Source organism: Sphingomonas faeni (assembly GCF_030817315.1).
Classification (GTDB): domain Bacteria; phylum Pseudomonadota; class Alphaproteobacteria; order Sphingomonadales; family Sphingomonadaceae; genus Sphingomonas; species Sphingomonas faeni_C.
This window is the reverse complement of sequence record NZ_JAUSZF010000001.1, coordinates 1,777,692-1,802,730: the sequence shown is the minus strand read 5'-3', so window position 1 is coordinate 1,802,730 and position 25,039 is coordinate 1,777,692. Positions and strand designations below refer to the sequence as shown.

The 25,039-nt window shown below is 65.8% G+C and carries 25 protein-coding genes; 6 read left to right on the top strand and 19 right to left on the bottom strand.

Annotated features, from left to right (window positions below; all coding sequences use genetic code 11):
- Nucleotides 1-140: 140 nt before the first annotated feature.
- Nucleotides 141-1,385 (top strand): M20 metallopeptidase family protein, encoded by a 1,245-nt coding sequence (locus QFZ54_RS08350; RefSeq protein WP_307086228.1) that lies wholly within the window; start codon nucleotides 141-143, stop codon nucleotides 1,383-1,385.
- Nucleotides 1,386-1,520: 135 nt separating this feature from the next.
- Here QFZ54_RS08350 and QFZ54_RS08345 read toward each other — a convergent pair whose 3' ends face one another.
- The 3 genes from QFZ54_RS08345 to QFZ54_RS08335 form a co-directional block, all read right to left on the bottom strand.
- Nucleotides 1,521-2,633: a serine hydrolase gene (locus QFZ54_RS08345; RefSeq protein WP_307086226.1), complete on the bottom strand. Its 1,113-nt coding sequence runs from the start codon at nucleotides 2,631-2,633 to the stop codon at nucleotides 1,521-1,523.
- Nucleotides 2,634-2,750: 117 nt separating this feature from the next.
- On the bottom strand, nucleotides 2,751-4,328 hold the full coding sequence (nadB, locus tag QFZ54_RS08340; RefSeq protein ID WP_307086224.1) for an L-aspartate oxidase: 1,578 nt from the start codon (nucleotides 4,326-4,328) through the stop codon (nucleotides 2,751-2,753).
- Nucleotides 4,325-5,248, bottom strand: coding sequence for an ABC transporter ATP-binding protein (locus QFZ54_RS08335; protein ID WP_307086222.1), 924 nt, complete (start codon nucleotides 5,246-5,248; stop codon nucleotides 4,325-4,327). Before QFZ54_RS08335 ends, nadB begins: the two co-directional genes overlap by 4 nt.
- Nucleotides 5,249-5,536: 288 nt before the next feature.
- On the opposite strand from QFZ54_RS08335, the gene QFZ54_RS08330 reads away from it, so the two are divergent.
- Nucleotides 5,537-5,770: a zinc-finger domain-containing protein gene (locus QFZ54_RS08330; protein ID WP_307086220.1), complete on the top strand. Its 234-nt coding sequence runs from the start codon at nucleotides 5,537-5,539 to the stop codon at nucleotides 5,768-5,770.
- Nucleotides 5,771-5,788: 18 nt separating this feature from the next.
- Complete coding sequence (gene tldD, locus QFZ54_RS08325) at nucleotides 5,789-7,216, top strand: metalloprotease TldD (RefSeq protein ID WP_307086219.1); 1,428 nt, start codon at nucleotides 5,789-5,791, stop codon at nucleotides 7,214-7,216.
- 3 nt (nucleotides 7,217-7,219) lie between these two features.
- Here tldD and QFZ54_RS08320 read toward each other — a convergent pair whose 3' ends face one another.
- Both QFZ54_RS08320 and QFZ54_RS08315 read right to left on the bottom strand, forming a co-directional pair.
- The gene (locus tag QFZ54_RS08320; protein WP_307086217.1) at nucleotides 7,220-7,516 is read right to left on the bottom strand and encodes a CcdB family protein; all 297 of its coding nucleotides are present in this window, start codon (nucleotides 7,514-7,516) and stop codon (nucleotides 7,220-7,222) included.
- Nucleotides 7,516-7,761: a type II toxin-antitoxin system CcdA family antitoxin gene (locus tag QFZ54_RS08315; RefSeq protein WP_307086215.1), complete on the bottom strand. Its 246-nt coding sequence runs from the start codon at nucleotides 7,759-7,761 to the stop codon at nucleotides 7,516-7,518. The genes QFZ54_RS08320 and QFZ54_RS08315 overlap by 1 nt, the downstream gene beginning before the upstream one ends.
- A gap of 49 nt (nucleotides 7,762-7,810) precedes the next feature.
- Here QFZ54_RS08315 and QFZ54_RS08310 point away from each other — a divergent pair, with 49 nt between their 5' ends.
- Both QFZ54_RS08310 and QFZ54_RS08305 read left to right on the top strand, forming a co-directional pair.
- Nucleotides 7,811-8,377 carry a pyridoxamine 5'-phosphate oxidase family protein gene (locus QFZ54_RS08310; protein ID WP_307086213.1) on the top strand — a complete coding sequence of 189 codons (567 nt, stop codon included), beginning with the start codon at nucleotides 7,811-7,813 and terminating at the stop codon, nucleotides 8,375-8,377.
- A complete protein-coding gene (locus QFZ54_RS08305; protein WP_307086211.1) occupies nucleotides 8,368-8,568 on the top strand; it encodes a putative signal transducing protein in 201 nt (66 codons plus the stop codon). Before QFZ54_RS08310 ends, QFZ54_RS08305 begins: the two co-directional genes overlap by 10 nt.
- Nucleotides 8,569-8,673: 105 nt before the next feature.
- Here the strand turns inward: QFZ54_RS08305 and QFZ54_RS08300 are convergent, their stop codons facing one another.
- The 13 genes from QFZ54_RS08300 to QFZ54_RS08240 all read right to left on the bottom strand — a co-directional run bounded on the left by QFZ54_RS08300 (nucleotide 8,674) and on the right by QFZ54_RS08240 (nucleotide 19,781).
- On the bottom strand, nucleotides 8,674-10,002 hold the full coding sequence (locus tag QFZ54_RS08300; RefSeq protein WP_307086209.1) for a PQQ-dependent sugar dehydrogenase: 1,329 nt from the start codon (nucleotides 10,000-10,002) through the stop codon (nucleotides 8,674-8,676).
- A gap of 117 nt (nucleotides 10,003-10,119) precedes the next feature.
- Entirely contained in the window at nucleotides 10,120-11,019 is a 900-nt protein-coding gene (locus tag QFZ54_RS08295) for a hemolysin family protein (protein ID WP_307086207.1), read from the bottom strand.
- 8 nt (nucleotides 11,020-11,027) lie between these two features.
- On the bottom strand, nucleotides 11,028-11,537 hold the full coding sequence (gene ybeY / locus QFZ54_RS08290) for an rRNA maturation RNase YbeY (protein WP_307086206.1): 510 nt from the start codon (nucleotides 11,535-11,537) through the stop codon (nucleotides 11,028-11,030).
- A gap of 116 nt (nucleotides 11,538-11,653) precedes the next feature.
- Nucleotides 11,654-12,658 (bottom strand): PhoH family protein, encoded by a 1,005-nt coding sequence (locus QFZ54_RS08285; RefSeq protein WP_132737677.1) that lies wholly within the window; start codon nucleotides 12,656-12,658, stop codon nucleotides 11,654-11,656.
- Nucleotides 12,659-12,860: 202 nt separating this feature from the next.
- Nucleotides 12,861-13,466 carry a hypothetical protein gene (locus tag QFZ54_RS08280; RefSeq protein ID WP_307086203.1) on the bottom strand — a complete coding sequence of 202 codons (606 nt, stop codon included), beginning with the start codon at nucleotides 13,464-13,466 and terminating at the stop codon, nucleotides 12,861-12,863.
- Nucleotides 13,463-14,794 carry a tRNA (N6-isopentenyl adenosine(37)-C2)-methylthiotransferase MiaB gene (gene miaB, locus QFZ54_RS08275; protein ID WP_307086201.1) on the bottom strand — a complete coding sequence of 444 codons (1,332 nt, stop codon included), beginning with the start codon at nucleotides 14,792-14,794 and terminating at the stop codon, nucleotides 13,463-13,465. The genes QFZ54_RS08280 and miaB overlap by 4 nt, the downstream gene beginning before the upstream one ends.
- A 282-nt stretch (nucleotides 14,795-15,076) precedes the next feature.
- Nucleotides 15,077-15,754: a lysophospholipid acyltransferase family protein gene (locus tag QFZ54_RS08270; RefSeq protein WP_307086199.1), complete on the bottom strand. Its 678-nt coding sequence runs from the start codon at nucleotides 15,752-15,754 to the stop codon at nucleotides 15,077-15,079.
- Nucleotides 15,755-15,796: 42 nt separating this feature from the next.
- Nucleotides 15,797-16,219 (bottom strand): Fur family transcriptional regulator, encoded by a 423-nt coding sequence (locus tag QFZ54_RS08265; protein ID WP_056047123.1) that lies wholly within the window; start codon nucleotides 16,217-16,219, stop codon nucleotides 15,797-15,799.
- Nucleotides 16,220-16,293: 74 nt separating this feature from the next.
- Complete coding sequence (locus tag QFZ54_RS08260) at nucleotides 16,294-16,782, bottom strand: GNAT family N-acetyltransferase (protein ID WP_307086192.1); 489 nt, start codon at nucleotides 16,780-16,782, stop codon at nucleotides 16,294-16,296.
- The gene (gene tsaB / locus QFZ54_RS08255; protein WP_307086190.1) at nucleotides 16,782-17,399 is read right to left on the bottom strand and encodes a tRNA (adenosine(37)-N6)-threonylcarbamoyltransferase complex dimerization subunit type 1 TsaB; all 618 of its coding nucleotides are present in this window, start codon (nucleotides 17,397-17,399) and stop codon (nucleotides 16,782-16,784) included. Before tsaB ends, QFZ54_RS08260 begins: the two co-directional genes overlap by 1 nt.
- 120 nt (nucleotides 17,400-17,519) lie before the next feature.
- Entirely contained in the window at nucleotides 17,520-18,113 is a 594-nt protein-coding gene (locus QFZ54_RS08250) for a malonic semialdehyde reductase (protein WP_307086188.1), read from the bottom strand.
- Complete coding sequence (locus QFZ54_RS08245) at nucleotides 18,113-18,685, bottom strand: NifU family protein (protein ID WP_187504735.1); 573 nt, start codon at nucleotides 18,683-18,685, stop codon at nucleotides 18,113-18,115. The genes QFZ54_RS08250 and QFZ54_RS08245 overlap by 1 nt, the downstream gene beginning before the upstream one ends.
- Before the next feature lie 208 nt (nucleotides 18,686-18,893).
- Complete coding sequence (locus QFZ54_RS08240; RefSeq protein ID WP_307086186.1) at nucleotides 18,894-19,781, bottom strand: aspartyl/asparaginyl beta-hydroxylase domain-containing protein; 888 nt, start codon at nucleotides 19,779-19,781, stop codon at nucleotides 18,894-18,896.
- Nucleotides 19,782-19,928: 147 nt separating this feature from the next.
- On the opposite strand from QFZ54_RS08240, the gene QFZ54_RS08235 reads away from it, so the two are divergent.
- Nucleotides 19,929-22,835 (top strand): M16 family metallopeptidase, encoded by a 2,907-nt coding sequence (locus tag QFZ54_RS08235; protein WP_307086184.1) that lies wholly within the window; start codon nucleotides 19,929-19,931, stop codon nucleotides 22,833-22,835.
- 364 nt (nucleotides 22,836-23,199) lie between these two features.
- Here the strand turns inward: QFZ54_RS08235 and QFZ54_RS08230 are convergent, their stop codons facing one another.
- Complete coding sequence (locus tag QFZ54_RS08230) at nucleotides 23,200-24,987, bottom strand: AMP-dependent synthetase/ligase (protein ID WP_307086182.1); 1,788 nt, start codon at nucleotides 24,985-24,987, stop codon at nucleotides 23,200-23,202.
- Nucleotides 24,988-25,039 lie beyond the last annotated feature (52 nt).

Genomic DNA, 25,039 nt, shown 5'->3' with positions numbered 1-25,039 from the left:
ACACAAACACCACCCCGGCGGAGGCCGGGGCCCAGTTGGCAAGGTCGATGTAACGGAGCGTCATCCCACGTTACCTCTGTTCCCCAACTGGGCCCCGGCCTCCGCCGGGGTGGGGCTCAAATGCTAGACAGGAGTTCCTCATGTCCCTCGATTTCGAATCCACCACCGACTGGGCCCCGACCGACTGGACTGCCGTCGGCGAAGACAGTCTTGACGACGCGATCACGCTCCGCCGCGCGATCCACGCCGATCCCGAAGTCGGTCTCCACTGCCCCCGCACCTCCGACAAGGTGAAAGCCGCCCTCGCCGGCCTTCCGCTGGAGATCCGCGAAGGCACCTCCACCACCGGCTTCGTCGCGATCCTGCGTGGCGGGCGCGGCGGCACTGCTGGGGGTAACGGGCGCACGGTATTGTTGCGCGGCGACATGGACGCGCTTCCGATGCAGGAGGAAACCGGCTTGCCGTTCGCGTCCAAAATCGACGGCGCGATGCACGCCTGCGGTCATGACTCGCACACGGCGATGCTGGTCGGCGCGGCCAAGGCACTGTGTGCGCGCCGCGACGAACTGCCCGGCACGGTCGTCTTCATGTTCCAGCCCGGCGAGGAGGGGCATCACGGCGCGCGCCACATGATCGCCGACGGCCTGCTCGACTCGCCGCTGCCCGAGGCTGGGTTCGCGCTTCACATCTCGCCCAACATGCCGATGGGTCATGTCGTCAGCCGTGCGGGCACGCTGATGGCTTCGACCGACACGTTGCGGGCGACGATCACCGGGCGCGGCGGCCACGCCGCAATGCCGCACGACTGCCTCGATCCGCTGCCGATCGCCTGCGAGATCGTTACCGCCTTGCAGACCTATGTCGCTCGGCAGGTGGCGGTGACCGACCCTGCGGTGCTGTCGATCACGAAGCTCCACGCAGGTTCGGTGCACAACGTCATTCCGTCGACCGTCGAGATGCTCGGCACGATGCGGACGCTTTCGGAGCGCACGCGGGAGCAAGTCCGTGCGGCGTTCATTCGCATGGTCGAGGGCATCGCCGCCGCGCATGGCGCGGTCGGGACGCCGACGATCGAGGAGGGCTATCCGGTGACGGTCAACGACGAGCGTGCCACCGACCTGATGAAGGCGTGCGCGACCGCGATCGGCGGCGAGGGTGCCTATCAGGTGATGCCGCCGATGATGGGCGCGGAGGACTTCTCGTACGTGCTTCAGAAGCTGCCGGGTGCGATGGCGTTTATCGGCGCGGCGCCCGAGGGCAGCGATCCGCGAACCAATCCGCCGCTCCACAATACGAAGATGACGATCGACGAGCGCGTGATGGCGCACGGTATCGCGATGCACTGCGCGGTGGCGGAGCGGTTTCTAGCGAATGGGTTCGACTGAGGGCGTCTTCTCACCCCTCCCTGACAGGGAGGGGCAGGGGGTGGGTCGGCTTCCGCATATTTCAGACGGCGGTGGATCAAACTGGCCGACCCACCCCCAACCCCTCCCTGTCAGGGAGGGCAGCAGGAACGGATCTCAGCTTATCGGCCGCGTTTTGCCCGCGTAGTTCGCGACCGCCGCCGCTGCTGCCTGGATCAGCCGCTGGCGTTCGGGCATGGGGCGGATGGTATCCCCGATCATCACCGCGATCGCGTAGCGGCGACCGTCCGGTGCGGTGAGGAGGCCCACGTCGTTGAAGCCGGCGTTGCGGCGGCCGAGGTCCTGGCCGGTGCCGGTCTTGTGCGCGATCTGCCAGCCGCCGGGAAGCGAGGCGCGCAGGCGGGCGCGGCCGGTGACCGAACGGCCCATCGTATCGAGCAGGATCTTGGTCGAGGTTTCCGACAAGAGATCGCCCTTCGCCAGCCGCGAAATTGCGTCGGCGATCGCGATCGGCGCCGCGCCGTCGGGCGGATTGCGAACATACGCGTTCAGAGCAGCCTCGCGCACGGCCGGCGACAGTCGATTGCGGGCCGTCATGAATCCGCCATTGACGGCATAGGACGGCTGCCAGACCAGCCCCGCCGTGCCGCTCTGCAACATCCGCTCGCCAGGGCCGAACCGGATCGCGCCCAACTGCTTGCGCGTGATCATCGACCGTACCGCGGACGGCCCGCCGACGCGCGTTAGCAGCCGGTCGTTCGCGGTATTGTCGCTATGCGTCAGCGCGCGGGTCAGCAATTCACCTATGGTAGTGCGATACCCGTCGCCCTTGACCAGCATCGCGATCGGCTGATGAAACAGCGTCAGATCCTGAGGACGCACGACGATCGGTTCGTCTAGGCGGATCTTGCCCTGATCGCGCAGGTCCATCACCGTAAGCGCGACCCAGAGCTTGCTGACCGACTGTTGCGGAAGCAACTGACGCCCACCGGCCTCGACCGTCCAGCCATCGTCGACCGCGCGCACCGCAATCCCAGCCTTGCCCTGGAACCCGCTCTGCAATTCGGAGATCGCGTTGACCAGGCTGGCTGGTGCAGGTCGAGGCGTCCGCGGTAACGGCGGCGGTACCGGGATCGAGAGGAAACCCTCGGCCTGGTGCATCGGCGCGACCGCAGGCGGGCTCGGTCGCGACGCCGATCCGCAGCCGGCAAGCACCACGCCGAACAGCGTAGTTGCCAGAAGACGCTTGAACGCACTCGCCGATGTCATGATGGATTGATGCCCTGCACTGGAGCACCGACCCTTATCCGTTGATCGGCCCGGCGAAACAGCATGCGCGGCCTGCTGCGACGAAGCGCGCCGAGGGTGCGCCGAGTCGCGGTGGCTTCAGGGAACGAGAACCGTATCGACCGCGTCGGGCAGCGTATCGGGATAATCGAGCGTGAAATGCAGCCCGCGGCTTTCATGCCGGTGCAACGCGGACCGGACGATCAGCTCGGCGGTCTGGAGCAGGTTGCGGAGCTCGATCAGGTCGGGCGTGACGCGGAAATGCTGGTAATATTCCGCGACTTCGTCGTTAAGCAATTCGATGCGGTGCTTGGCGCGTTCGAGCCGCTTGGTGGTGCGGACGATGCCGACGTAATTCCACATGAAGCGTCGGATTTCGGTCCAGGTCTGTTTGATCACGACCTCTTCGTCCGAATCGGTGACACGACTTTCGTCCCAGGGGCGGATTGGCGGGGGCGGGGGAAGCTTGTCCCAGTTCGCGGCGATGTTGTCCGCCGCCGCTTCGCCGAACACGAAGCATTCGAGCAGCGAGTTGGACGCGAGGCGGTTGGCGCCGTGCAGGCCGGATTCGGTGCACTCGCCCGCCGCGTACAGGCCGGGGAGGTCGGTCTTGCCGTGTTCGTCGATGACGATGCCGCCGCACGTGTAATGCTGCGCGGGGACGACTGGAATCGGCTGGGTCGTCATGTCGATGCCGACCGTCAGCAGCTTTTCGTGGATGTTCGGGAAGTGGTGGCGGATGAACTCGGCGGGCATGTGGCTGATGTCGAGATGGACGTAATCGAGGCCGTAGCGCTTGATCTCGGCATCGATCGCGCGCGCGACGATATCGCGCGGCGCGAGCTCCATACGAGCGGGGTCGTAATAGGTCATGAAGCGCTTGCCGGTCGATGGGTTGATCAATCGCCCGCCTTCTCCGCGCACCGCCTCTGTGATCAGGAAATTCTTGACCTCGAGATTGTAGAGGCAGGTCGGGTGGAACTGCATCATCTCCATGTTGGAGACCCGGGCGCCGGCGCGCCACGCCATCGCGATGCCGTCACCGGTCGCGCCGCGCGGTGCGGTCGAGAACAGATAGGTGCGGCCGGCGCCGCCGGTCGCGAGGATCGTCGCTCGCGCGGTGTAGAGGGCCACGCGCTCGGTCTTGCGGTCGACCGCGTAGACCCCCCAGACGTTGCCGGCACCCGAATAGCGTTCCTCGTGACGGCCGGTGGCGAGGTCGATCGCGATCTGGTCGGGAACCAGCGTGATATTCGGGTGCGCTTCCGCGGCCTTCTGCAACGCTTCCTGTACAGCCCAGCCGGTCGCGTCGGCGACGTGGACAATGCGGCGATGACTGTGGCCACCTTCGCGGGTCAGGTGCAGCGCGTTGCCTTCGGTCTCGAAGGGCACGCCCAGATGTGTCAGGCGCTCGATCGCGGCGGGGGCGCCCTCGACAACCATCTCGACGACCGCGCGGTCGTTGAGACCGGCACCGGCGACCATCGTGTCCTCGACATGGTTCTCGAACGTGTCGCCGGGTTCGAGAACGGCGGCGATCCCGCCCTGCGCCCAGGCGGTCGAGCCTTCGTTGAGCGCGCCCTTCGCTAGCACCGTGACCTTGAAGCGGTCGGCGAGGTTGAGCGCCGCGGTCAGCCCTGCAGCGCCCGAGCCGACGATCAGGATGTCGCTCGTCATGCGTTGGCGGCGCGGGTCAGGCTGAGGAAGACGTCTTCCAGGTCGGGCTCCTTGGTCGAGACGTCGACGATGCCGAAGCCGCCGGACTGGATCGCGGCCAGGACTTCGCCGGCGTTCACGCGGTCCTTTTTATAGGTGATTTCCAGCGTACGATTGCCTTTGAGCGTGATCTTCTGGAAGCAGGCGTTGGCGGGGATATCGGTCACGTCGCGGTCGACGGTGACGGCGACGATCTTTTCCTGCGCCTTGCCGACCAGTTCTCGCGTCGGCTCGTTGGCGATCAGGCGGCCGTTGTTGATGATCGCGATCCGGTCGCAGAGTTCTTCGGCTTCCTCGAGATAATGCGTGGTGAGGACCACTGTTACGCCGGCTTGGTTGAGGCTGCGGACATAGGTCCATAGCTGCTGGCGGAGTTCGATGTCGACGCCAGCGGTCGGCTCGTCGAGGACGAGGACGGGAGGGGAGTGGACCATGGCCTTTGCCACCATCAGGCGGCGCTTCATGCCGCCCGACAGCGTACGTGCATAAGCATGCGCCTTGTCCTCCAGATGCACCGCGCTGAGCAGTTCCATCGTCCGGCGTTTCGCCTTGGGGACGCCGTAGAGCCCGGCCTGGATCTCCAGCGTCTCGAACGGCGAGAAGAAGGGGTCGAACAGGATCTCCTGGTTGACGATACCGATCGACGCCTTCGCGTTGCGCGGGTGCTCGTCGATGTCGAAGCCCCAGATCGCGGCGCTGCCGTCGGTCTTGTTGACCAGGCCGGCAAGGATGTTGATCAGCGTCGACTTGCCTGCGCCATTGGGTCCGAGCAGGCCGAAGATCTGGCCGCGGGGCACGTCGAACGTGATGCCGTCCAGCGCGCGCTTGCCGCCCGCATAGGTTTTGCAAAGATTCGAGATGGCGATCGCAGCTTCGGTCATGGCTGCGGCATAGCGGGGCGGGCGGGGCTGGTCATCCCCTCAGGCGTTGCAAAGAAGATTTGTTCGCGCGGAGACGCGGAGGTGTCGCATCCAGCCTGCCGGTCGGGAGACATCACTATCTGTTTCGCCGAAGGTGATTGGGAAGTCGCTCCGCGACAAGCGTAACACCTCCGCGTCTCCGCGTTTCCGCGTCTCCGCGTCTCCGCGTCTCCGCGTGAACCCATTCTTCCTTCTGGATCGCGGGAAGAACCAATTGCCCGGCCCGCCAGCCCTTGCTATCGACCCCGCATGCATCCGCCGCTCGAAACCACCCGCGTCACCCACGCCCGCGTCGCCTGTGACGGCGCCACCGACATTCCCGGCGGTGCGGCACTCGGCCACCCACGCGTCTGGTTGCAGATCAACGAGACCGGCTATGTCGATTGCGGCTATTGCGACCGGCGATTCATCCTCGTCGGCGGTCCTGCCGACGGCGCGGACCAGTCCACATTGCGCGATCACGGGGATGGCGCGGGGCGCTAAGCCCCTTATATCTATCGGATGACGATAGCAGCAGACCCCCGTTCGTTCCTCTACCGCGATACCCTGGACCCCGAACAGGCGCAGGCGCTGACCGCCAAGGCGCTCGGCAAGGCCGATGACGGCGAGCTGTATCTCCAGTATCGGAAGGCCGAGGCGTTCGGGTTCGACGACGGCCGGCTGAAGACCGCGTCCTACGATACGAGCTCGGGCTTTGGCCTGCGCGCGGTATCGGGAGAGATGACCGCATTCGCGCATTCGAACGAGATGACGCCCGCCGCGATCCGTCGCGCCGCCGAGACCATGGCGTTGATCGAGCCGGGCGTGGCCGCGAAGGCCGGTCCGCCGCAGGGCACTAACCAGCGCCGCTATACCGCTGCCGATCCGCTCGATCTCGTGCCGTTCGCAGACAAGGTTAATCTATGCCAGACGATAGACGCTGCTGCGCGCGCCCGCGATCCGCGGGTTGCGCAGGTGTCGGTCAGCTTGTCGGGAACATGGTCCGTCGTCGAGATCGTCCGCGCGGATGGTTTCGTCGCGACTGACGTTCGGCCCCTGGTTCGGCTCAACGTTTCGATAGTCGCCGAGCAGAACGGTCGGCGCGAGACCGGCAGCTACGGGATCGGCGGGCGCTATCTCTATAACGACCTTTTCGAGCCGGCCACATACAACCGGGCAATCGACGAGGCTCTGTCGCAGGCATTGGTGAATCTGGACTCGATCGCCGCGCCGGCGGGCGAGATGACCGTGCTGCTCGGCAATGGCTGGCCGGGCATCCTGCTGCACGAGGCGATCGGTCATGGGCTCGAGGGCGATTTCAACCGCAAGGGCACGTCGGCGTTCTCCGGGAGAATCGGCGAGCGGGTCGCGGCCGAGGGCGTGACCGTGGCCGACGATGGCTCGCTGCAGGATCGCCGCGGGTCGCTGACGATCGACGACGAGGGCACGCCGACGCGCGAAACCGTCCTGATCGAGAACGGCATTCTCAAGGGCTATATGCAGGATCGCCTGAACGCACGCCTTATGGGCGTGGAGGCGACCGGCAATGGCCGTCGCGAGAGCTACGCGCATGCGCCGATGCCGCGAATGACCAACACCTTCATGAAGGCCGGCAATGACGATCCCGCGGAACTTTTGTCGCGCGTCAAGAAGGGCATCTTCGCCAAGGCTTTCGGCGGCGGGCAGGTCGACATCGTGTCGGGCAAGTTCGTGTTCAGCTGCACCGAGGCGTATCTTATCGAGGACGGCAAGCTCGGCGCGCCGATCAAGGGCGCGACGCTGATCGGCGACGGCCCAAGTTCGCTGACCAAAGTGCGCGGGATCGGCAACGATTTCGCGCTCGACGAGGGTATCGGGATCTGCGGCAAGGGCGGGCAGTCGGTGCCGGCAGGCGTTGGGCAGCCGACGTTGCTGGTCGACGGGCTTACGGTCGGGGGGACGGCGGCTTAGCCTTCAGTAACTCCCCGTGAGCATGTCGATCGCGCTGCCAATACGGTATTCATGGTCGACAAGTGACGTGGTTGGCTCTGACAGCAGTTTTACCGAGATCGCGGCTGCTAGGTGCGTCTGCATGACGTATTCGGTGCCGTGAATTGCGAAGACCGGGTTTAACCGTCGATCTCCACCGGGTGCCTCAGCATACAATCGGAGAGGCACGATGAAACGACTGTTCAGGTCCGACAGCAAGTTGGACTGGCAGTCGAGCCAATACCCTCCGTCGGGGGCAGCGTAAACGTCGAAGCGCGCCATCAAGCCAATCGATATCGATCGAGCGGCAGGCCATTCTCCTCGATCCAGGAGTTGTTCGCCGCGATCCAGTCCCGATGCTCGTCGCGCCATTTCTCTTCCTGCACGCGCTTTGCAGCGGCGCGGATCGCGACTTCACTGACCTGCGACAGATTAATCCCCGCTTCGCGCGCCGCTGCAACGATACCGGTATCGAGCGACAGATTGACTGATTTGCGCTTGCCGGTGGCGATGGGATCATGTCTCATGCGCACAGAGTATGCGCGTACATGTCGCGCGTCAATTCGGAGCCGAACGATGGACTTCTTCCCCGCGCTTACCGACGATCACCGCGCGTTCGTCGCGCGGCAGCCGGTGTTCTTCGTCGCGACGGCCGCCGAGGGCGCGCGGATCAATCTCAGTCCCAAGGGCATGGACAGTTTCCGCGTGCTCGATGCGAAGACGGTCGCGTATCTCGACGTCGGCGGTTCCGGGAACGAGACCAACGCGCATCTGGGCGCGGACGGACGCATCACGATCATGTTCTGCGCGTTCGACCAGCCGGCGCTGATTTTCCGGATCTATGGCAGGGGTCGCGCGGTGTTGCCGCAGGATGCCGAGTGGGCGGACCTGTACGCGCAGTTCACCCCGTTGCCGGGGACGCGACAGATCTTCGTGATCGCGGTAGACGAGGTGCAGACGAGTTGCGGGTGGGGGGTGCCGTTCATGACGCTGGAACGCGAGCGGCAGACCTTGTCGAAATACCATGCGAGGCAGACCGAGGCCGAGCGGGTCGAGGAACTGGCCGGGCCGACCGAGAGCATCGACGGATTGCCGGTGCGGCTTGCGACCGTCCTGCCGCAGGGGGCCGGCGAATGGGCCTAGTCGAATTGGGGCGGTATGACCGGAACGCCGCCTACATCGTCGTCGGCCGGCTGGAGAGCGAAGGCATACCCGCGGTTGCTTTCGATGGCGGCATGTCGATCGGCGATGGTAGCGCGTTGCTGATTCCGGTGCGGGTCATGGTTCATGAGGACGATCTGGCCACCGCGCGCGCGATCCTACCAGACAACTGATCCTGCCCTTTCGGGGAAGGGGTTGGGGCTTCCTACAGACGCTGCGCTTCGTGGATGCGCCCACCCCAACCCCTCCCCTGAAGGGGAGGGGTCTCTTGGGCTGAGTTATTGCGCCGCGCTGACCCGCCAGATCACGTTGCCGACATCGTCCGCGACCAGCAGCCCGCCGGTCTTGTCGGTGATGACGCCGACGGGGCGGCCTTGTGCGTCGCCGTCCTTGTTCAGGAACCCGGCCAGCACGTCCACTGGCTTTGCGTTGGCAGCCGGGAAGCCGGTGTCGCCGAACGGGATGTAGGCGACCTTGTAGCCGGAGACCGGTTTGCGGTTCCATGAGCCGTGCTCGCCAACGAACGCACCGTTTCCAAAGCGCGTGCCAAGCTTCGCATCGGCCGAGAAGGTCAGGCCGAGCGCGGCGACGTGCGGTCCGAGCGCGTAGTCGGGGCGTTTCGAATATTGCTGGAGCGCGGGGTTCTTCGGCTCGACTCGCGTGTCGGGATAGCCGCCCCAATAATACCAGGGCCAGCCGAAGTGATCGCCGAACTCGACCTGGGTCAGGTAGTCGGGTGCGAGATCGGAGCCGAGCTGGTCGCGCTCGTTGACGACCGTCCACAGGCCGCCCGACCTGGGGTTGATCGCCATGCCGTTCGGGTTGCGCAGGCCAGCGGCGTAGATCCGCCAGTTCTTGTCCTTCGGCCAGACCTGCAGGATGTTGGCGCGGTATTTCTCCGCGTCCATGCCGTTCTCGGCGATGTTCGACGACGATCCGACGCCGACGTACAGCGTCTTGCCGTCTGCGGCCGTGATGACGTTGCGGGCCCAGTGGTTGCCGGCGGGGTTGAGTTTAATGACAAGTTCGGGCTTGGCGGCGATCTTGGTTGCGCCGTCGGTGTAGGGGACGCGGACGAGCGCGTCGGTGTTGCCGATATAGAGCTGGCCGTCGAGCAGGGTCATGCCGAACGGCGAGTTCAGCCCGGTCATGAACACCGACTTCGTCTCCGCGACGCCGTCGCCGTTCGCGTCGCGCAGCAGCGTGATGCGGTTCGCCGAGGGCACGCCCGCACCGGCGCGGCCCATCAGCACCTTCATCACCCAGCCAGTGATCCCGCCGCCTTCGCGCGGGGGCGAATTGGTCTCGGCAACGAGCACGTCGCCATTGGGCAGGCGGTAAATCCAGCGCGGATGGTCGAGCCCGGTCGCGAATGGCTGGACCCTCAGCCCGGCGGCAGGCGTCGGCATCGCGCCGTTTTGCCACCCGACGACCTTCGCGACCTTGACGGTCGGGATCGTCTGGATGCGGGGATCGGTGATCTTGGGCAGCTTGCCCGCGACCTGGTCGACCGACAATTCGGCGGTGTCAGGCCACGCGACATAGGTGACGCCCGCCGCGATCACGAGCAGGATCAGTCCGAGGACGATGAGGATGTGTTTGCGCATGACGCGAAGTTAGAGCGGAGGCCGGGCCGGGGCAATGGAAATGGATCATCGATCAGAGCCCGACAATCCATTACCCGGCCATTACCCAGCTATTACCGAGCCATCACCGGGGCGGCGTCAGTCGTCCTCCTCGATCGGAACCACCGGAGGGTGCAGGCGAAGGCGGTTGATGCGCCGTTCGTCGGCCTCGGTGATCTCGAACCTCCAGCCGCTGGGGTGATCGACGCATTCGCCGATCTGCGGCACGTGCCCGGCGAGCAACGCCGCGAGCCCACCGAGCGTGTCGACATCGCCGTCCGCTTCCGCGAGACGCGCGTCGATCAGTTGCGCGACGTCTTCCAACTCCGCGCGCGCGTCGGCGTCCCATGCGCCGCCGTCGATCGGCACGAGCAACGCTTCCGGTGCGTCGTCATGCTCGTCCTCGATATCGCCGACGATTTCCTCGATCAGGTCCTCGATCGTGACGAGCCCTTCGGTACCGAAATATTCGTCGAGGACGACCGCGAGATGGACGCGCTTCTGACGCATGTCGGCCAGCAGATCGAGCGCGCCTCGCGACATGGGGACGTAGAGCGGCTCGCGGATCAGGTCGGCGATCGACGCAGGGTGTTCCGCACCCGTGGCGAGGATGTTGAAGACGTCCTTGATGTGGACCATGCCGATGATCGTATCGAGCTTTTCGCGGTACACCGGCAGGCGGCTGTGACCGGCCTCCGCGAAGAGCTGGACCAAGTTGGCGAAGCTGGTGTCTTCCTCGACCGCGACGATATCGGCGCGCGGCACACCGACGTCGCCGGCATCGCGTTCGCCGAAATGCAGCAGGTTGCGGACCATCTGACGTTCGAGCGGGGTGAGATCGCCGACCGCATCGGGAGCGGGATCGCCCTCGTGCCGGTCGATCGCGTCCTCCAACTGATCCCGCAGCGATTCGTCGGGGGTACCGAAGATCAGGCCTTTCAGCCCGCGCCAGATACTGTCGGTACTATCGCCGTTTCCGGCATTGGGGCCATCGGCCATCGTGGTCGTCAGTCCTCTGTTATCAAATAGGGGTCGTGTAGGCCGAGTGCAGCGAGCGCGTCGCGTTCGATCTGCTCCATGCCATCGGCTTCGTCGTCGTCGATGTGATCATAGCCTAGCAGATGCAGCGTGCCGTGCACCATCAGATGCATCGCATGATCCTCGACCGAGATATTGCGTTCGGCGGCCTCGGCCACGCAGACGCCGTGCGCGAGGATGATGTCGCCGAGCAGGACCTCGCCGTCGTCCGAATTCTGGCTGATCGTGGCGAGCAGGTCGGACTGGACCATCGGGAAGGACAGGACGTTGGTCGGTTTGTCCTTCTGGCGATACTGGTTGTTGAGCGTGTGGACCTCATCGTCAGACGCGAGCCGGATCGAGATCTCGACGGTCGCAGCACCGGTCAGCAGTTCGCCGTGGGGGGTCCGCTCGATCGCCGCCGTCGCGGCGCGCAGGGCTAGCGAGTCCCAGTCATGGTCAGGCCAGGGCGATTCTTGGGAAAGCTCGACTACAATCATAGTTCGCCTCGGGCATATGTTGGACCGAATTGGTAACGCGCACGCGATCTCGAAGGATCACGTGCGCTTTACCGATCTCGGGGACGATAGCTTATTGCCGCGTCAAATCCCGAGCATCAAGCATCGGTGCCTTCGTAGGCCGCGACGACGCGGCCGACGATCGGATGGCGGACGACGTCGCCGACGGTGAAGCGGCACATGGAGATGCTCTCCACCCCCTCCAGCCGCGTGACGGCATCCGCGAGACCGGAAGCGGCGACGCCGCCGGGGATGTCGACCTGCTTCGGATCGCCGCAGATCACCATGCGGCTGTTCTGGCCGAAGCGGGTGAGGAACATCTTCATCTGCGCAGGCGTGGTGTTCTGCGCCTCGTCGAGGATCACGAACGCATCGGCGAGCGTACGGCCGCGCATGAAGGCGATCGGTGCGACCTCGATCTCGCCTGATGCGATACGGCGTTCGACCTGCTCGGCGGGGAGGCAGTCGTAGAGCGCGTCGTAGAGCGGGCGGAGGTAGGGATCGACCTTCTCCTTCATGTCGCCGGGGAGGAAGCCGAGACGTTCGCCCGCCTCGACTGCAGGGCGTGACAGGATGAGGCGCTGGACGCTGCCGGTGATGAGCTGCTGCACCGCCTGCGCAACCGCTACATAGGTCTTGCCCGTACCTGCCGGCCCGAGTGCGAAGATCATGTCGTTGTTGGCGAGCTCGCGCATGTAGTGCGCCTGCGCGGGGGTACGCGGGACGATCGTCTTCTTACGCGTCCGGATCATGATCGGAGGGGCGCCGCCGCCGCCGGCATCGGCGCGGATGATGCCTTCGAGCACGGGCTCGTCGGCCATCGCGATCGACGCGTCGACCAGGCCGGTGTCAACGTCTTCGCCGCGCTGGATGCGGGCGTAGAGGTCGTGGAGCACGTCGCGGGCCTTGGCGACCTGTTCGGCGGTCCCCTCCAGGCCGATCTTGTTCCCTCGTGCGGTGATGTAGACGCCGAGGCGATTCTCGAGCGCTACCAGGTTCTGGTCGTACTGGCCGAAGAGCCGGACGAGCAATTGGGGCTTGTCGAACAGCAGCTCGACACGGGCGCGGTCACCGGACTGGGCGGGAACGGGTTTACGGCTCATACGGTCCTTTCGAGGTGTCAAAGGTTACGCCTAGAAGCGTCGAACCGTAACCTTTGAAAGGAAGATGAGGAGCGGGGCGGCGACCTTCAACCCGCGTCGCGACGGCGGGTCGGAAGAGCATCGGATCGCGCGGGCGCAACTGCATCGCCGGCGAGTGTGGCAGGGGATTGGGGTGGGGGACAGGGGGAATCGTCTAGGACGGCTAAGTTGCTTTGTTATTTGCACCCGCGAGCATCTCTTGGACGCGCGCACGATTCAATTCCCGATCTCGCTCATCGCTTGCAACGCGATTGCGCAGCGTTTCGTAGAACGGATGTCGAGGTTCGTACCGAGGAAGGCCGTAGGCGTTTCGCACAGCTTCTGCCGTCTGCCACGATTGCCAACCGAGAATGGCAGCTTGCCGAGCACATTCGAACGGAGCGGAAGTTGCCCCACAATACATCATATCGTCAGTGACGGCGCCTTGAGAGGCGTTGCGATCTACGTGGACGGACATAACCCGATGGGCAAGTGTCGAGTCCATCGCGCGCCAACCGAGATCGTCTTTGGGGAACTCTTGGAGTTCCGGTATTTTCGTCGGCAACGATTCTGGGTTATGACTGAGTTGGGCGCCCGTGTCGATTTCTGATACCAAGTTAATGCAATCACCAGCGAAGCGTTCAAGAATAATCGCTACTTGCAGTCCTAGATAACGGGCCTGTCTTTGGCTTGTCCATTTTTCGCGTCGTCCTGCCAAATAATGCGTTAAAGATCCGCTGATCAACCCCGCCGGGCCAGCAATAGTTATGAAATCTGAAGCCCAACTCATGCCGCCTCGCGCACCCGCTCCACACCGGTCAGCGAATTAGGGCCCGCTGCGGCGAGCGTCACTTCGACCAGATCGCCGATCGCGTGGTTGCCGAGCAGGTGGACCGATTGCAGCCAGGGGGACTTGCCGATCAGCTGGCCGGGGAGTTTGCCTGCGCGTTCGAGCAGGACCGTGCAGGTGCGGCCGACGGTGGCGGCGTTGAAGGCGTGCTGGTCGCGGTTGAGCGCGGCCTGGAGGCGCTGGAGGCGTTCGTCCATGACCGATTCCGGAACCTGTTCGACGATCGACGCCGCGGGGGTGCCGGGGCGGGGGCTGTATTTGAAGCTGTACGCCTGCGCGTAGCCGACCGCGTCGACCAGGCTCAGCGTGTCCTCGAACTCGGCATCGGTCTCGCCGGGGAAGCCGACGATGAAGTCTCCCGACAGCGCGATGTCGGGGCGGACGGCGCGGACGCGGTCGAGCAGGCGGAGGTAGGAGTCGCGGGTGTGGCTGCGGTTCATCGCTTTCAGCACGCGGTCGCTGCCGGCCTGCACGGGGAGATGGAGGAACGGCATCAGGCTCTCGATGTCGCGGTGTGCGTCGATCAGGCCTTGCGTCATGTCGTTGGGGTGGCTGGTGGTGTAGCGGATGCGCGCGAGGCCGGGGATGCGGTCGAGGTCGCGGATCAGGTCGTGTAGGCCGCGCCCTTCTGGAGTATTGGCATTCTCGGACCAGGCGTTGACGTTCTGGCCGAGCAGCGTGATTTCGCGCGCGCCGGCATCGACTAGCGCCTTCGCCTCGTCGACGATCGCCGCGAACGGGCGGCTGATTTCGGCGCCACGCGTGTAGGGGACGACGCAGTAGGTGCAGAATTTGTCGCAACCTTCCTGCACGGTGAGGAACGCCGACGGGGCGACCTTCCGGCGGGCGGGGAGTGCGCCGAACTTCGACAGCAGCGGCATGTCGGTGTCGAGCGAGGGCGTGCCGGCGGCCGCCTTTGCGACGAGGTCGGGGAGGTTGTGATAGGCTTGCGGGCCGACGACGATATCGACCTTGGCGCGGGTGAAGATCTCCTCACCCTCGGCCTGCGCGACGCAGCCGGCGACCGCGATCATCGGCGTCTTGCCTGACTTGCGGCGCTGGTCCTTCCGGAGGCGGCCGATGTCGGAATAGACCTTTTCGGTGGCGCGTTCGCGGATGTGACAGGTGTTGAGGACGACGACGTCGGCGTCGACCGCGTCGGCTTGCGTGAGGCCCTGGGCGGCCATCAGTTCCGCCATGCGCTCGCCGTCATAGACGTTCATCTGGCAGCCGAAGGATTTTACATGGAAGGTTTTGGGAGGGGACATGGGCGGGCCGTACCAAATTTCGGCGCGTGGGGGGAGGGGGCGTTGTTTGTTGGTAAAGCGTCGAAGGGCCGCTTGGCGATTTGCACCTCCCCGGCGGAGGCCGGGGCCCAGTTGGGGGACGTTGCTAACTGAGATCCACGCTTCGTTACGACGGCCTTTCCAACTGGGCCCCGGCCTTCGCCGGGGTGGGGTTTTCTGGTGGGGATGGGGGGAGCTTCCCTTCCTTGTTCTCCCGCGAAGGCGGGAGTCCAGTATGGGTCCCCGCCTTCGCGGGGAAACAAGTTAGGCCAGCGCTTCCATGCGGCGGCGGGCTTCGGCGGCTATGGCTTTTCGGTCGCCGTATTCCGCTGGGTCGAAGGGTTCGGCGAAGTGCAGCGTTGCTACGAAGCTGCCTTTGCGCTTCAGGACGCGGGCGGCGTGGTGTTGGCCGGGTTCGTCGCCGACCCAGGCGAGTTCGCTCGTCGCCGTGCCATAGTCGATGCGGACGGGTTGGACTTTCACGCCCGGCGGGGGCGGGTCGAGCGCGGCCAGCAGCGCGGCCTTGAAGGGGAGCAGGGTAACGCCGTCTCCCGTCGTGCCTTCGGGGAAGAGGGTGACGGGCCAGTCTGCCGCCAGCGCGTCGCGGATCTGGGCGATCTGGGCGGTTACGGCCATGCGGTCGGCGCGGCTGACGAAGATGGTGTGGTTGAGCGTGCAGAGCCAGCCGACCAGCGGGGCGTCACGAAGTTCGGATTTTGCGACGAACGCGCTCCCGGTCGCGCCGGAGAGGAGCAGGATGTCGATCCAGCTCAGATGGTTCGAGACGAAGACGACGTCGTGGCGGAGCGGGGTGCCCTCGACGCGCGCCCGAGCGCCGACGATCCGCGCGACCAACCCCAGGAAGCGTGGTGGCCATGGCGACTTCCGCCCGAACAGTCGCCACGCTCCATGCAACGGCAGCGCCAGAACCAGAGCCAGCACTAGCGCAGCCAGGCGCGCGCCGAGGCGGATTCGGCCGATGCGTCAGTCCTTGCGGGTGAGGGCGACGCCGTAGAGTTCCATGCGGTGATCGACCAGGCGGAAGCCCAGCTTCTCCGCGATCGCCTTCTGCAACTGCTCGAGTTCGGGATCGACGAATTCGATGACCTTGCCGCTCTCGACGTCGATCAGGTGATCGTGATGCGCTTCGGGCGCGGGCTCGTAGCGCGCGCGGCCGTCGCCGAAATCGTGGCGGTCAAGGATGCCGGCTTCCTCGAACAGGCGGACGGTGCGGTAGACCGTCGCGATCGAGATGCCGGGGTCGATCTGCGAGGCGCGCTCATAGACCTTCTCGACGTCGGGATGGTCGTCCGCCTCGGACAGCACGCGTGCGATGACGCGGCGCTGCTCGGTGATGCGCAGGCCCTTCTCGTTGCAGAGTGCTTCCAGATCGATCTTGCGCGGCATGTGTCATTCCCTCGTTCAGTGCCATGTAGGGCGTTCGCGCTGTTGCGAAAAGGGATAGTGACTCGCAATAAGCCTTAACCGTTGATAACTCGCGAATATGTATGTGCGTCATACGCGACGCCGGTCTTGCCGCGGTAATAGGCGCGGCGCTCGCCGACCTTGGTGAAGCCATGCGCGCCGTAAATCTTGACCGCATCGTTGCCCGCGCGGACTTCGAGGTGGAGTTTCGCGATGGCGCCGACCGAGCATTCGGCGATTGCCGCGCGGATAAGGGCCGTGCCGACGCCGCGGCGGCGATAGTCGGGGGCTACCGCGATCAGCAGAAGCTCGGCTTCGTCGGCGACCGTGCGGGTCATCGTGAAACCGGCGGGGACATCGTCTACGAAGGCGAGCGTGAGGTGGACGCCGGTGAGCGCGAGTACGCCGAGGCACTGGCTGCGCGTCCACGCCTCGCCGTAGCGCGGGTCGAACGCCTCGGTCATCAACGTGTCGACGATCGCGAGATCGCGCGCGTCGCCGGTGCGGAGGGAGACGGCGCGGGTCGCGACTTGGCGGGTGGCCATTATTTCGGGACCGAGGGTTTGGCGTCGGGCGCGCGGCCGTAGATCGGGCTTGGTGCGAGCGTGGTCAGTTCTGGCGGGAGCAGGATCGCGGAGGCTGCGTCCGGGAGCGCTTCGGTCAGGTCGATCGTGTCGTCGAGTGCGGCGAGCCAGCGGACGCCGTTGCCGACTGCGCGCCGTCCTGCCAGCGCGGCGAGCGCGGCGGCGGGCTTCAGCGATACCATGTCGGATCGCGGCGACAGATCGGCGGCAAAGGCTTGCATGAAGACCTCGCCATGGCCCCCTTCCATCACGACCGCAATATCGTCGGTTAATCGGTTGGCGAAACCGGCGGCGGCGATGAGGGGGAGGGAGGAGAAACCGGCAATCTCCGCACTCCAGCCGAGCGCGAGCCCGCGGGCGGCGGCGATGCCGACGCGGACGCCGGTGAAGCTGCCGGGGCCGCAATCGACGATGATGCGGTCGGCTCGGCCACCGTTGGGGAGCTCGGCGATCATCGGGATTAGGCGCTCGGCATGGCCGCGGCCGACGACTTCGTGCGCGCGGGCGATCATGGCGCCGTCTTGGAGGAGGGCTACCGAGCAGGCGGTGGTGGATGTTTCGATGACTAAAGTGCGCACTTCGTATTCCCTCTCCCCTTTGGGGAGAGGGTTAGGGTGAGGGGCGCCGCGAGCGCCGTCCTTCCCAACGGCCCCTCACCCCGACCCTCTCCCCGCAGGGGAGAGGGAGCAGGTCCCGCTTCAGGCTATCGTGTTGAACTTCGTGAAGTCGGGGCGCGGCGAGCGGGCGTAGATCGTCGCGGGATCGCCGTGGCCGAGCGTCGAGATGAAATTCGTCCGCACCGCCGGCGTGTCGTGAAAGAACGCCGCGTCGACCTTGCCCGCGTCGAAGCCTGACATCGGCCCGGTATCGAGCCCGAGCATCCGCGCGGCGATGATGAAATACGCACCCTGCAACGACGAGTTGCGGAACGCCGACGCCTCGCGCAGTTCGGCATTGCCGTCGAACCAAGACTTGGCGTCGGCGTGCGGGAACAGCTCGGGCAGGTGTTCGTGGAAATTGGTGTCCATGCCGATGATCACCGATACGGGGGCGTTCAGGATCTTCGGCTGGTTCTGCGCGCTGCACGCCTCGGCAAGCTTCTGCTTGGCCTCGTCGCTGACCACCCAGATCAGGCGCGCGGGGAGCTGGTTGGCGGACGTCGGGCCCCACTTCATGAGGTCCCAGATCGCGTGCAGCTCGCTCTCGGCGACGGGCTCGTCGGTGAAGCCGTTATAGGTGCGGGCGTCGCGGAAGACGGTGTCGAGGACGCTATCGTCGAGTTTCTGGCGCATCAGACGGCTCGCACTTCGGTGACTTCGGGGACGTAGTATTTGAGGAGCTGCTCGATGCCGTTCTTAAGCGTCGCGCTCGACGACGGGCAGCCGGCGCAGGCGCCCTGGAGCTGGAGGAACACCTTGCCCTTGTCGAAGCCGCGATAGACGATGTCGCCGCCGTCGTTCGCCACCGCCGGGCGGACGCGCGTGTCGATGAGTTCGCGGATCTGCGCGACGATGTCGGCATCAGCGGGATCGTCCGACAGCGCGGGCTCGTCCGACGGGACCGAGAAACCGGCGCGGGCGGGCTTGAACAGCGGCATCGCGGCGGAGAAGTGATCGAGCAGGATCGCGAGCACGTCGGGCTTGAGGTCCGACCAGGCGACGCCCGGCGCGGCGGTCACCGATACGAAATCGCGGCCGAAGAACACGCCGGTCACGTCGCCGAGATTGAAGATCGCCTCAGCCAGCGGACTGGTCTCGGCCTCCTCGGGGGTGGCGAAGTCGCGCGTGCCGGCGTCCATGACGGCGCGTCCCGGCAGGAACTTCAACGTCGAGGGGTTCGGGGTGGATTCCGTTTCGATCAGCATGCACCGCATGTGGCCCGGCGGGGGCGAGGGATCAAGCGGGGAACGGGAAACGGTTTCTTTCGGGGGGTGTGGGGCTACCTCGCCTCTACTGCTCCCCTCCCTTGTGAAGGGAGGGGGTGGGGGTGGGTGGGTTCGTGACGGTCGTCCCGCTCGCCAAGCGGCCGACCCACCCCCAGCCCCTCCCTGCCAGGGAGGGGAGCAAGAAGGGTCAGACGTCCATCGCCTTCACCGCGGCGTTCCAGCTGCCGATGTTTCGCACTGCGTCCTGGACGAAGGCGGAGCGGCGGACGATGCCGAGGAACAGGTCGGCGATCCACTTGCCGGGGTTGCGCAGGGGGCGCTCGAACTGGATCAGCAGGACGACGCGCGTGCCGTTCGTGTCGTTCCAGACCTCGTGGTTGTAGGTGTCGTCGAACACCAAGGTTTCGCCTTCCGCCCAGCGCACGACGCGGTCGTGGACACGCATGCGGACGTCGCCGTCGCGCGGCACGATCAGGCCGAGGTGGCAGGTGATGAGCCCCTTGGTCACGCCGCGGTGCTCGGGAATGTGCGTGCCGGGCGCGAGGATCGAGAAGAACGCGCTGTTGAGACCAGGGATGCGCGCGACTGCCGCCGCCGTATGAGGGCAGCGGGCGAGGCTTTCCTCAATCGGATAGCCATAGCCGTAGAGGAAGAAGGACCGCCATTTGTCGATCTCGGCGATCGAGCGGTGATCGGGCGAGATCGTCGCGAGGCTGGGGGACGCCTCGCCTTGCAGCGCGACATGGACCGCTTCGTCGCGGATCGCTGCCCAATTCTCGCGCAGCCCAGCGGTCCAGGCGAAATCGCGGACGTCGAGGACGGGATCGTTGGCGACCAGCGAGGACGAGGCGATCATGCGGTCGAACACGCCGCGGAGGTGCTTGCCGACGCGGATGATCAGCGGGCGGTTGGCTTCGGCGACCATGGGAGCGCCGGGTTTGGGTGCGCCCGAGATCACGTTCAGGTCGGGCACGTGGGCGCTGCGGCGTACTGCCGGCCCGCCCGATTCCCGCCACAATGAAGGCTGCCCCAGTTCGTGGCCCAGTTCGTGCCCCAGTTCGGCTTCGACCGTCATCTCTACCCTGTATCCCGGCGCACTAAGACACCGATCCCCTTGTTTGGACACGATATACCGCCGGTGTTGGACGAAATGATGGCAGGCGTGACCACCTTCCATGGTGCGGCGCTGGCGATGCGCGCGCGGGGACGCTACAGATGCGCTATGGTATTCTTATCGCGCCTGTATCGCGCTCCCGTCCTGCTCCCGGTCATCCTTGGCCTCGCTATCCCGGCGAGCGGCCAGATGGCGACGCAGCAGGCCGCTTCCACGCCTGCTAAAGAAGCGCCGACGCTTCCCGAACTGCCGGGGATCGACACGACCGCGTGGCTCTACAAGGGCAGCGATCTCACCCGCGATCCGGAGTGGAAGTTCGGGACGCTGCCCAACGGCATGCGGTTCGCGGTGCGCAAGAACGGCGTTCCGCCCGGCCAGGTGTCGGTGCGGGTGCGGATCGACGCGGGCTCGCTGAACGAGACCGACAGCGAGCGCGGCTTTGCGCATTTTATCGAGCATCTCTCGTTCCGCGGGTCCGAATACGTGCCGGACGGCGAGGCGAAGCGCGTGTGGCAGCGGTTCGGGGCGACCTTCGGGTCGGATACCAACGCGCAGACCACGCCGACCTCGACCACGTTCAAGCTCGATCTTCCCTCGGCGACCGAAGCCGGGCTCGACGAGAGCCTGAAGATCATGGCCGGGATGATGGAAAAGCCGACGATCACCGACGCGTCGGTCGCCGCCGAGCGCCCGATCGTGCTCGCCGAACAGCGCGAGCAGCCGGGGCCGCAGGTGCGGTTCGGCGATGCGATCCGCGCGACGTTCTTCGCCGGACAGCCGCTCGCGGATCGCTCGCCGATCGGCAACATCAAGACGCTGGAGGCCGCGACCGGCGCCACGGTGAAGGCGTTCCACGATCGCTGGTATCGGCCGGAGAATACTGTCGTCATCATCTCGGGCGACATGGATCCGGCGCTGTTCGGCCGGCTGATCGTCAAGAACTTCGCCGACTGGAAGAAGGTCGGCCCGGTCACGCCCGCGCCCGATTTCGGCAAGCCCGATCCGAAGGCACCAGTCTCCGCGACGATCGCCGAGCCGGCAATCCCTGCGGTGGTGACGCTCGGCGTGGTGCGGCCTTGGGAGTATAAGGACGACACCGCGATCATGAACCAGAAGCGGCTTGTCGACGTGCTCGCGACGCGGCTTATCAGTCGGCGTCTGGAGACGCGCGCGCGGGCAGGCGGTAGTTTCCTCCAGGCCGGCGTGTCGATCGACGACGTGTCGCGCTCGGCGAACCTGACCAGCGTCAACATCGTGCCGATCGGCACCGACTGGGAAGCGGCGTTGAAGGACGTGCGCGCGGTGATCGCCGATGCGCAGACCAACGCGCCAAGCCAGGCCGAAGTCGACCGGGAATATGCCGATTTCGATACGATCATGCGGACCAGCGTCGAAACCGCGCGGGTCGAGGCGGGATCGAAGCAGGCGGACGACATGGTCGGCGCGCTCGATATTCGCGAGACGGTGGCGGGGCCCGAGACGTCGTACAAGATTTTACAGGACGCCAAGGCGAAGGGCATGTTCACGCCCGCCACGCTGCTCGCGTCGAGCAAGGCGATCTTCGAGGGAACGGCCACGCGGGCACTCGTGAATACGCAGACGCCCGATGCCGGCGCGGCGAACAAGCTGGCGACCGCCTTGAAGGCGGACGTCTCGGGGCTAGCGGGCAAGCGTCGCGCGCAGGCGTCGGTCGATTTTTCGAAGCTGCCGTCGCTCGGCAAGCCGGGGACGGTCGCGAGCCGCGAAAAGATCACCGCGTTCGACATGGAGCAGGTGAACTTCGCGAACGGGACGCGCGTGCTGCTGTTCCCGAACGCGGGTGAGACCGGGCGCGTCTACGTGCGCGTGCGGTTCGGTGGCGGCTATACTGCGATCCCGTCGAACCGGCCGACGCCGGCCTGGGCTGGCGATCTCGCGTTGGTCGCTGGCGGTATCGGCAAGCTCGACCAGGGTGATCTCGACCAGCTTACCGCAGGCCGGCGGATCGGGCTCGACTTCGGGATCGACGACGATGCGTTCACGCTGGGCGCGATCACCTCGCCGGCGGATTATTCGGATCAGTTGCGGCTGATGGCGTCGAAGCTGGCGTTCCCGGCCTGGGATCCGGCGCCGGTAGCGCGTGCCCGAGTGGCGGCGCTGGCCGGGTTTGCCGGATATGATTCGTCGCCCGACGGCGTGCTGTCGCGCGATCTTGAAGGTTTGCTCCGTGCGGGCGATCCGCGCTGGGGGACGCCGTCGAAGCCGACCGTCGAGGCGCTGAATGCTAAGGACTTCCGCGCGTTCTGGGAGCCGATCCTGAAGACCGGACCGATCGAGGTCTCGATCTTCGGCGACGTGAAGACCGAGGAGGCGATCGCCGCCGTGGCGAAGTCGTTCGGAGCGATGAAGCCGCGCACGGCGGTGTCGACGGTCGGGGCGCCGGTCGGCTTCCCCGCGCACAACGCGACGCCGGTGATGCGCGCGCATACCGGGCCTGAGAACCAGGCGGCGGCGGTGATCGCCTGGCCGACGGGTGGCGGGATCGACAATATCGTCGAGGCGCGGCGTCTGGATGTGCTGGCGCAGGTGTTCAGCGATCGGCTGTTCGAGCGGCTGCGGCAGGCGGCAGGCGCGAGCTACAGCCCCAACGTGTCGAGCCAGTGGCCGGTCGGGATGAATACTGGCGGGCGGATGGTCGCGATCGGACAGGTGGCGCCGGACAAAGTGTCGTTCTTCTTCCAGATCGCGCGGCAGATTGCGGCGGAACTGGTGTCGACGCCGATCGCGCCGGACGAGCTGGACCGGATCAAGAAGCCGATGGGGCAGTATATCCTGCGCGCTTCGACCGGGAACCAGTTCTGGTTGCAGCAGCTTGGCGGGGCGACGTTCGATCCGCGGCGGATCGCGGCGACGCAGCGGATTGCTTCGGACTTGGTGGCTACCACGCCGGTCGAGTTGCAGGCGACGGCGGCGAAGTATCTGCGGCCGGAGAAGGACTGGACGATGGCCGTGGTGCCGGCTGCGGCGAAGAAGTGAGGTTTGCCCCCTCTCCCTGCAGGGGAGAGGGAAGGAGGAGCCGCTTGGCGACGGGAGGGTGAGGGCACGTGCTTTGGTGGGCGTGCCCTCACCCTCCCACCCGGCTTCGCCGTGCGGGCCCCTCCCTCTCCCCTGAAGGGAGAGGGGCTTGTTGCTCGGTTCGTCGTGCGGTTGTTGAAAATTGAGCCGAGGGCGTGACCTGCACCATTCCCTCTCCCCGATGGGGAGAGGGAGGGAGGAGCCGGTTGGCGACGGAAGGGTGAGGGGTTTTGGGATGACCGTCCGAGCCTCACGCCCCTCACCCTCCCACCCGCAAGAGCGTGCGGGCCCCTCCCTCTCCCCTAAAGGGAGAGGGGGTTAGGTTTTAGGGCTTATACAAGCCGTCCAACCTTTCGCCGTAAACCTGCCTCAACACATGGCGGCGGATCTTCAAACTCGGGGTCAGTTGCTCGTTCTCGATCGTGAACGGACCGTCCGCTAGCACGAACCTTCGGATGCGCTCCGTCACCGTGAGATCCTTGTTCACCCGCTCGATCGCGTGGCCGATCGCGGTGCGGAACTCGCTGTTTTCGGCCAGCCGGGCGAAGCTGCAGGCATCGCCGTTGCCCGCGCACCATTCCTGTGTCCACTCCGGATCGGGGACGACCAGCGCGACCATGTATGGGCGCTTGTCGCCGGCGATCATCGCCTGCGCGATCTCGGGCTGGAGCGTCAGCATGCCCTCGACCTTTTGCGGGGCGACGTTCTCGCCCTTGTCGTTGATGATCAGGTCCTTCTTGCGGTCGGTGATGCGGATACGGCCGCGGTCGTCGATCTCGCCGATGTCGCCGGTGTGGAGCCAGCCGTCCTTGAGGACCTTCGCGGTCTCGGCGTCGTTGCGCCAATAGCCGTGCATGACGAGTTCGCCGCGGACCAGGATCTCGCCGTCCTCGGCGATCCGGACTTCGGTGTCCTTGAGCGCCGGGCCGACCGAGTCCATGCGGACGCCGGCCTGGGGGCGGTTGCAGGAGATGACGGGGGCCGCTTCGGTCTGGCCATAGCCCTGCAGGAACGTCAGCCCGAGCGACTCGAAGAACAGGCCGACTTCGGGGTTGAGGGGGGCGCCGCCGGAGATCATCGCCTTCAGCCGGCCGCCGAACTTCTTCGAGATCTTGGGTTTGAAGAGCGTGGCGACGGCGGCCTGCATCGGGCGGTCGATCAGGCGGAGGCGACCGGCGTAGCGCTTGCCGCCGATGTCGAGCGCTTGGCGCAGCAGGTACGCCGAGGCGCCGCCCTGTTTCTCGATCGTCTTCGAAATGCGCGTGCGGAGGACTTCGAACAGGCGGGGGACGACGAACATGATCGTCGGGCGCGTCTCCTCGATGTTGGCGGCGAGCTTTTCGAGGCCTTCCGCGTAATAGATCTGGCCGCCGAGCGAGATCGGGAAATGCTGGCCGCCGGTGTGTTCGTAGGCGTGGCTCAAGGGCAGGAACGAGAGGAAGACCTCGTCGTCCCAGCCGAAATCCTCCGAGATCACGCTCGCGCAGCCGGCGCAATTGTGGAGGATCGCGCCGTGGTGCTGCATGACGCCCCGCGGCGCGCCGCCGGTGCCCGAGGTGTAGATGATGCAGGCGAGGTCTTCGCGGGCGAAGTCGGCGCGGGCGGCGGCGGTTTCGGGCGCGGTCTGGTGCGCGGCGATCAGGGCGTGCCAGTTGTGGAAGTCGATGGAGGCAGGGACCTTCATGTCCTCGAGCCCGATGACGGTCTGCGCCTGGTTCGACCGGATCACCGCGGGGAGTACCGTCTTGGCGAGCTTCGCGGTCGAGACGATGATTGCGCAGGCGCCCGCATTCTCGATGATGTGGAGGTGATCGCGCTCGGTGTTGGTGACGTAGGTCGGCACCGTGATGCACCCCGCCGCCATGATCGCGAGGTCGCTGAGGCACCATTCGGGGCGGTTCTCGCTGACCAGCATGACGCGGTCGCCGCGTTTCAGGCCGATCGCGGTGAGGGCGGTGGCGAGGCTGGCGACTTGTCGCGCGGCTTCGGCCCAACTCGTGGCGACCCACGTGCCGCTCGTCTTGGTCCAGAGGAACGGCGCATCACCTCTCTCCGCGGCGCGCGTGAAGAACATCGTGACGAGGTTCGGGAATCGTTCGAGCTGGCGGGCCATTGTCTCTCCTGACGTGCTCTTGCAGCTCGATGTTTTGATGGGTCGGCTTGCT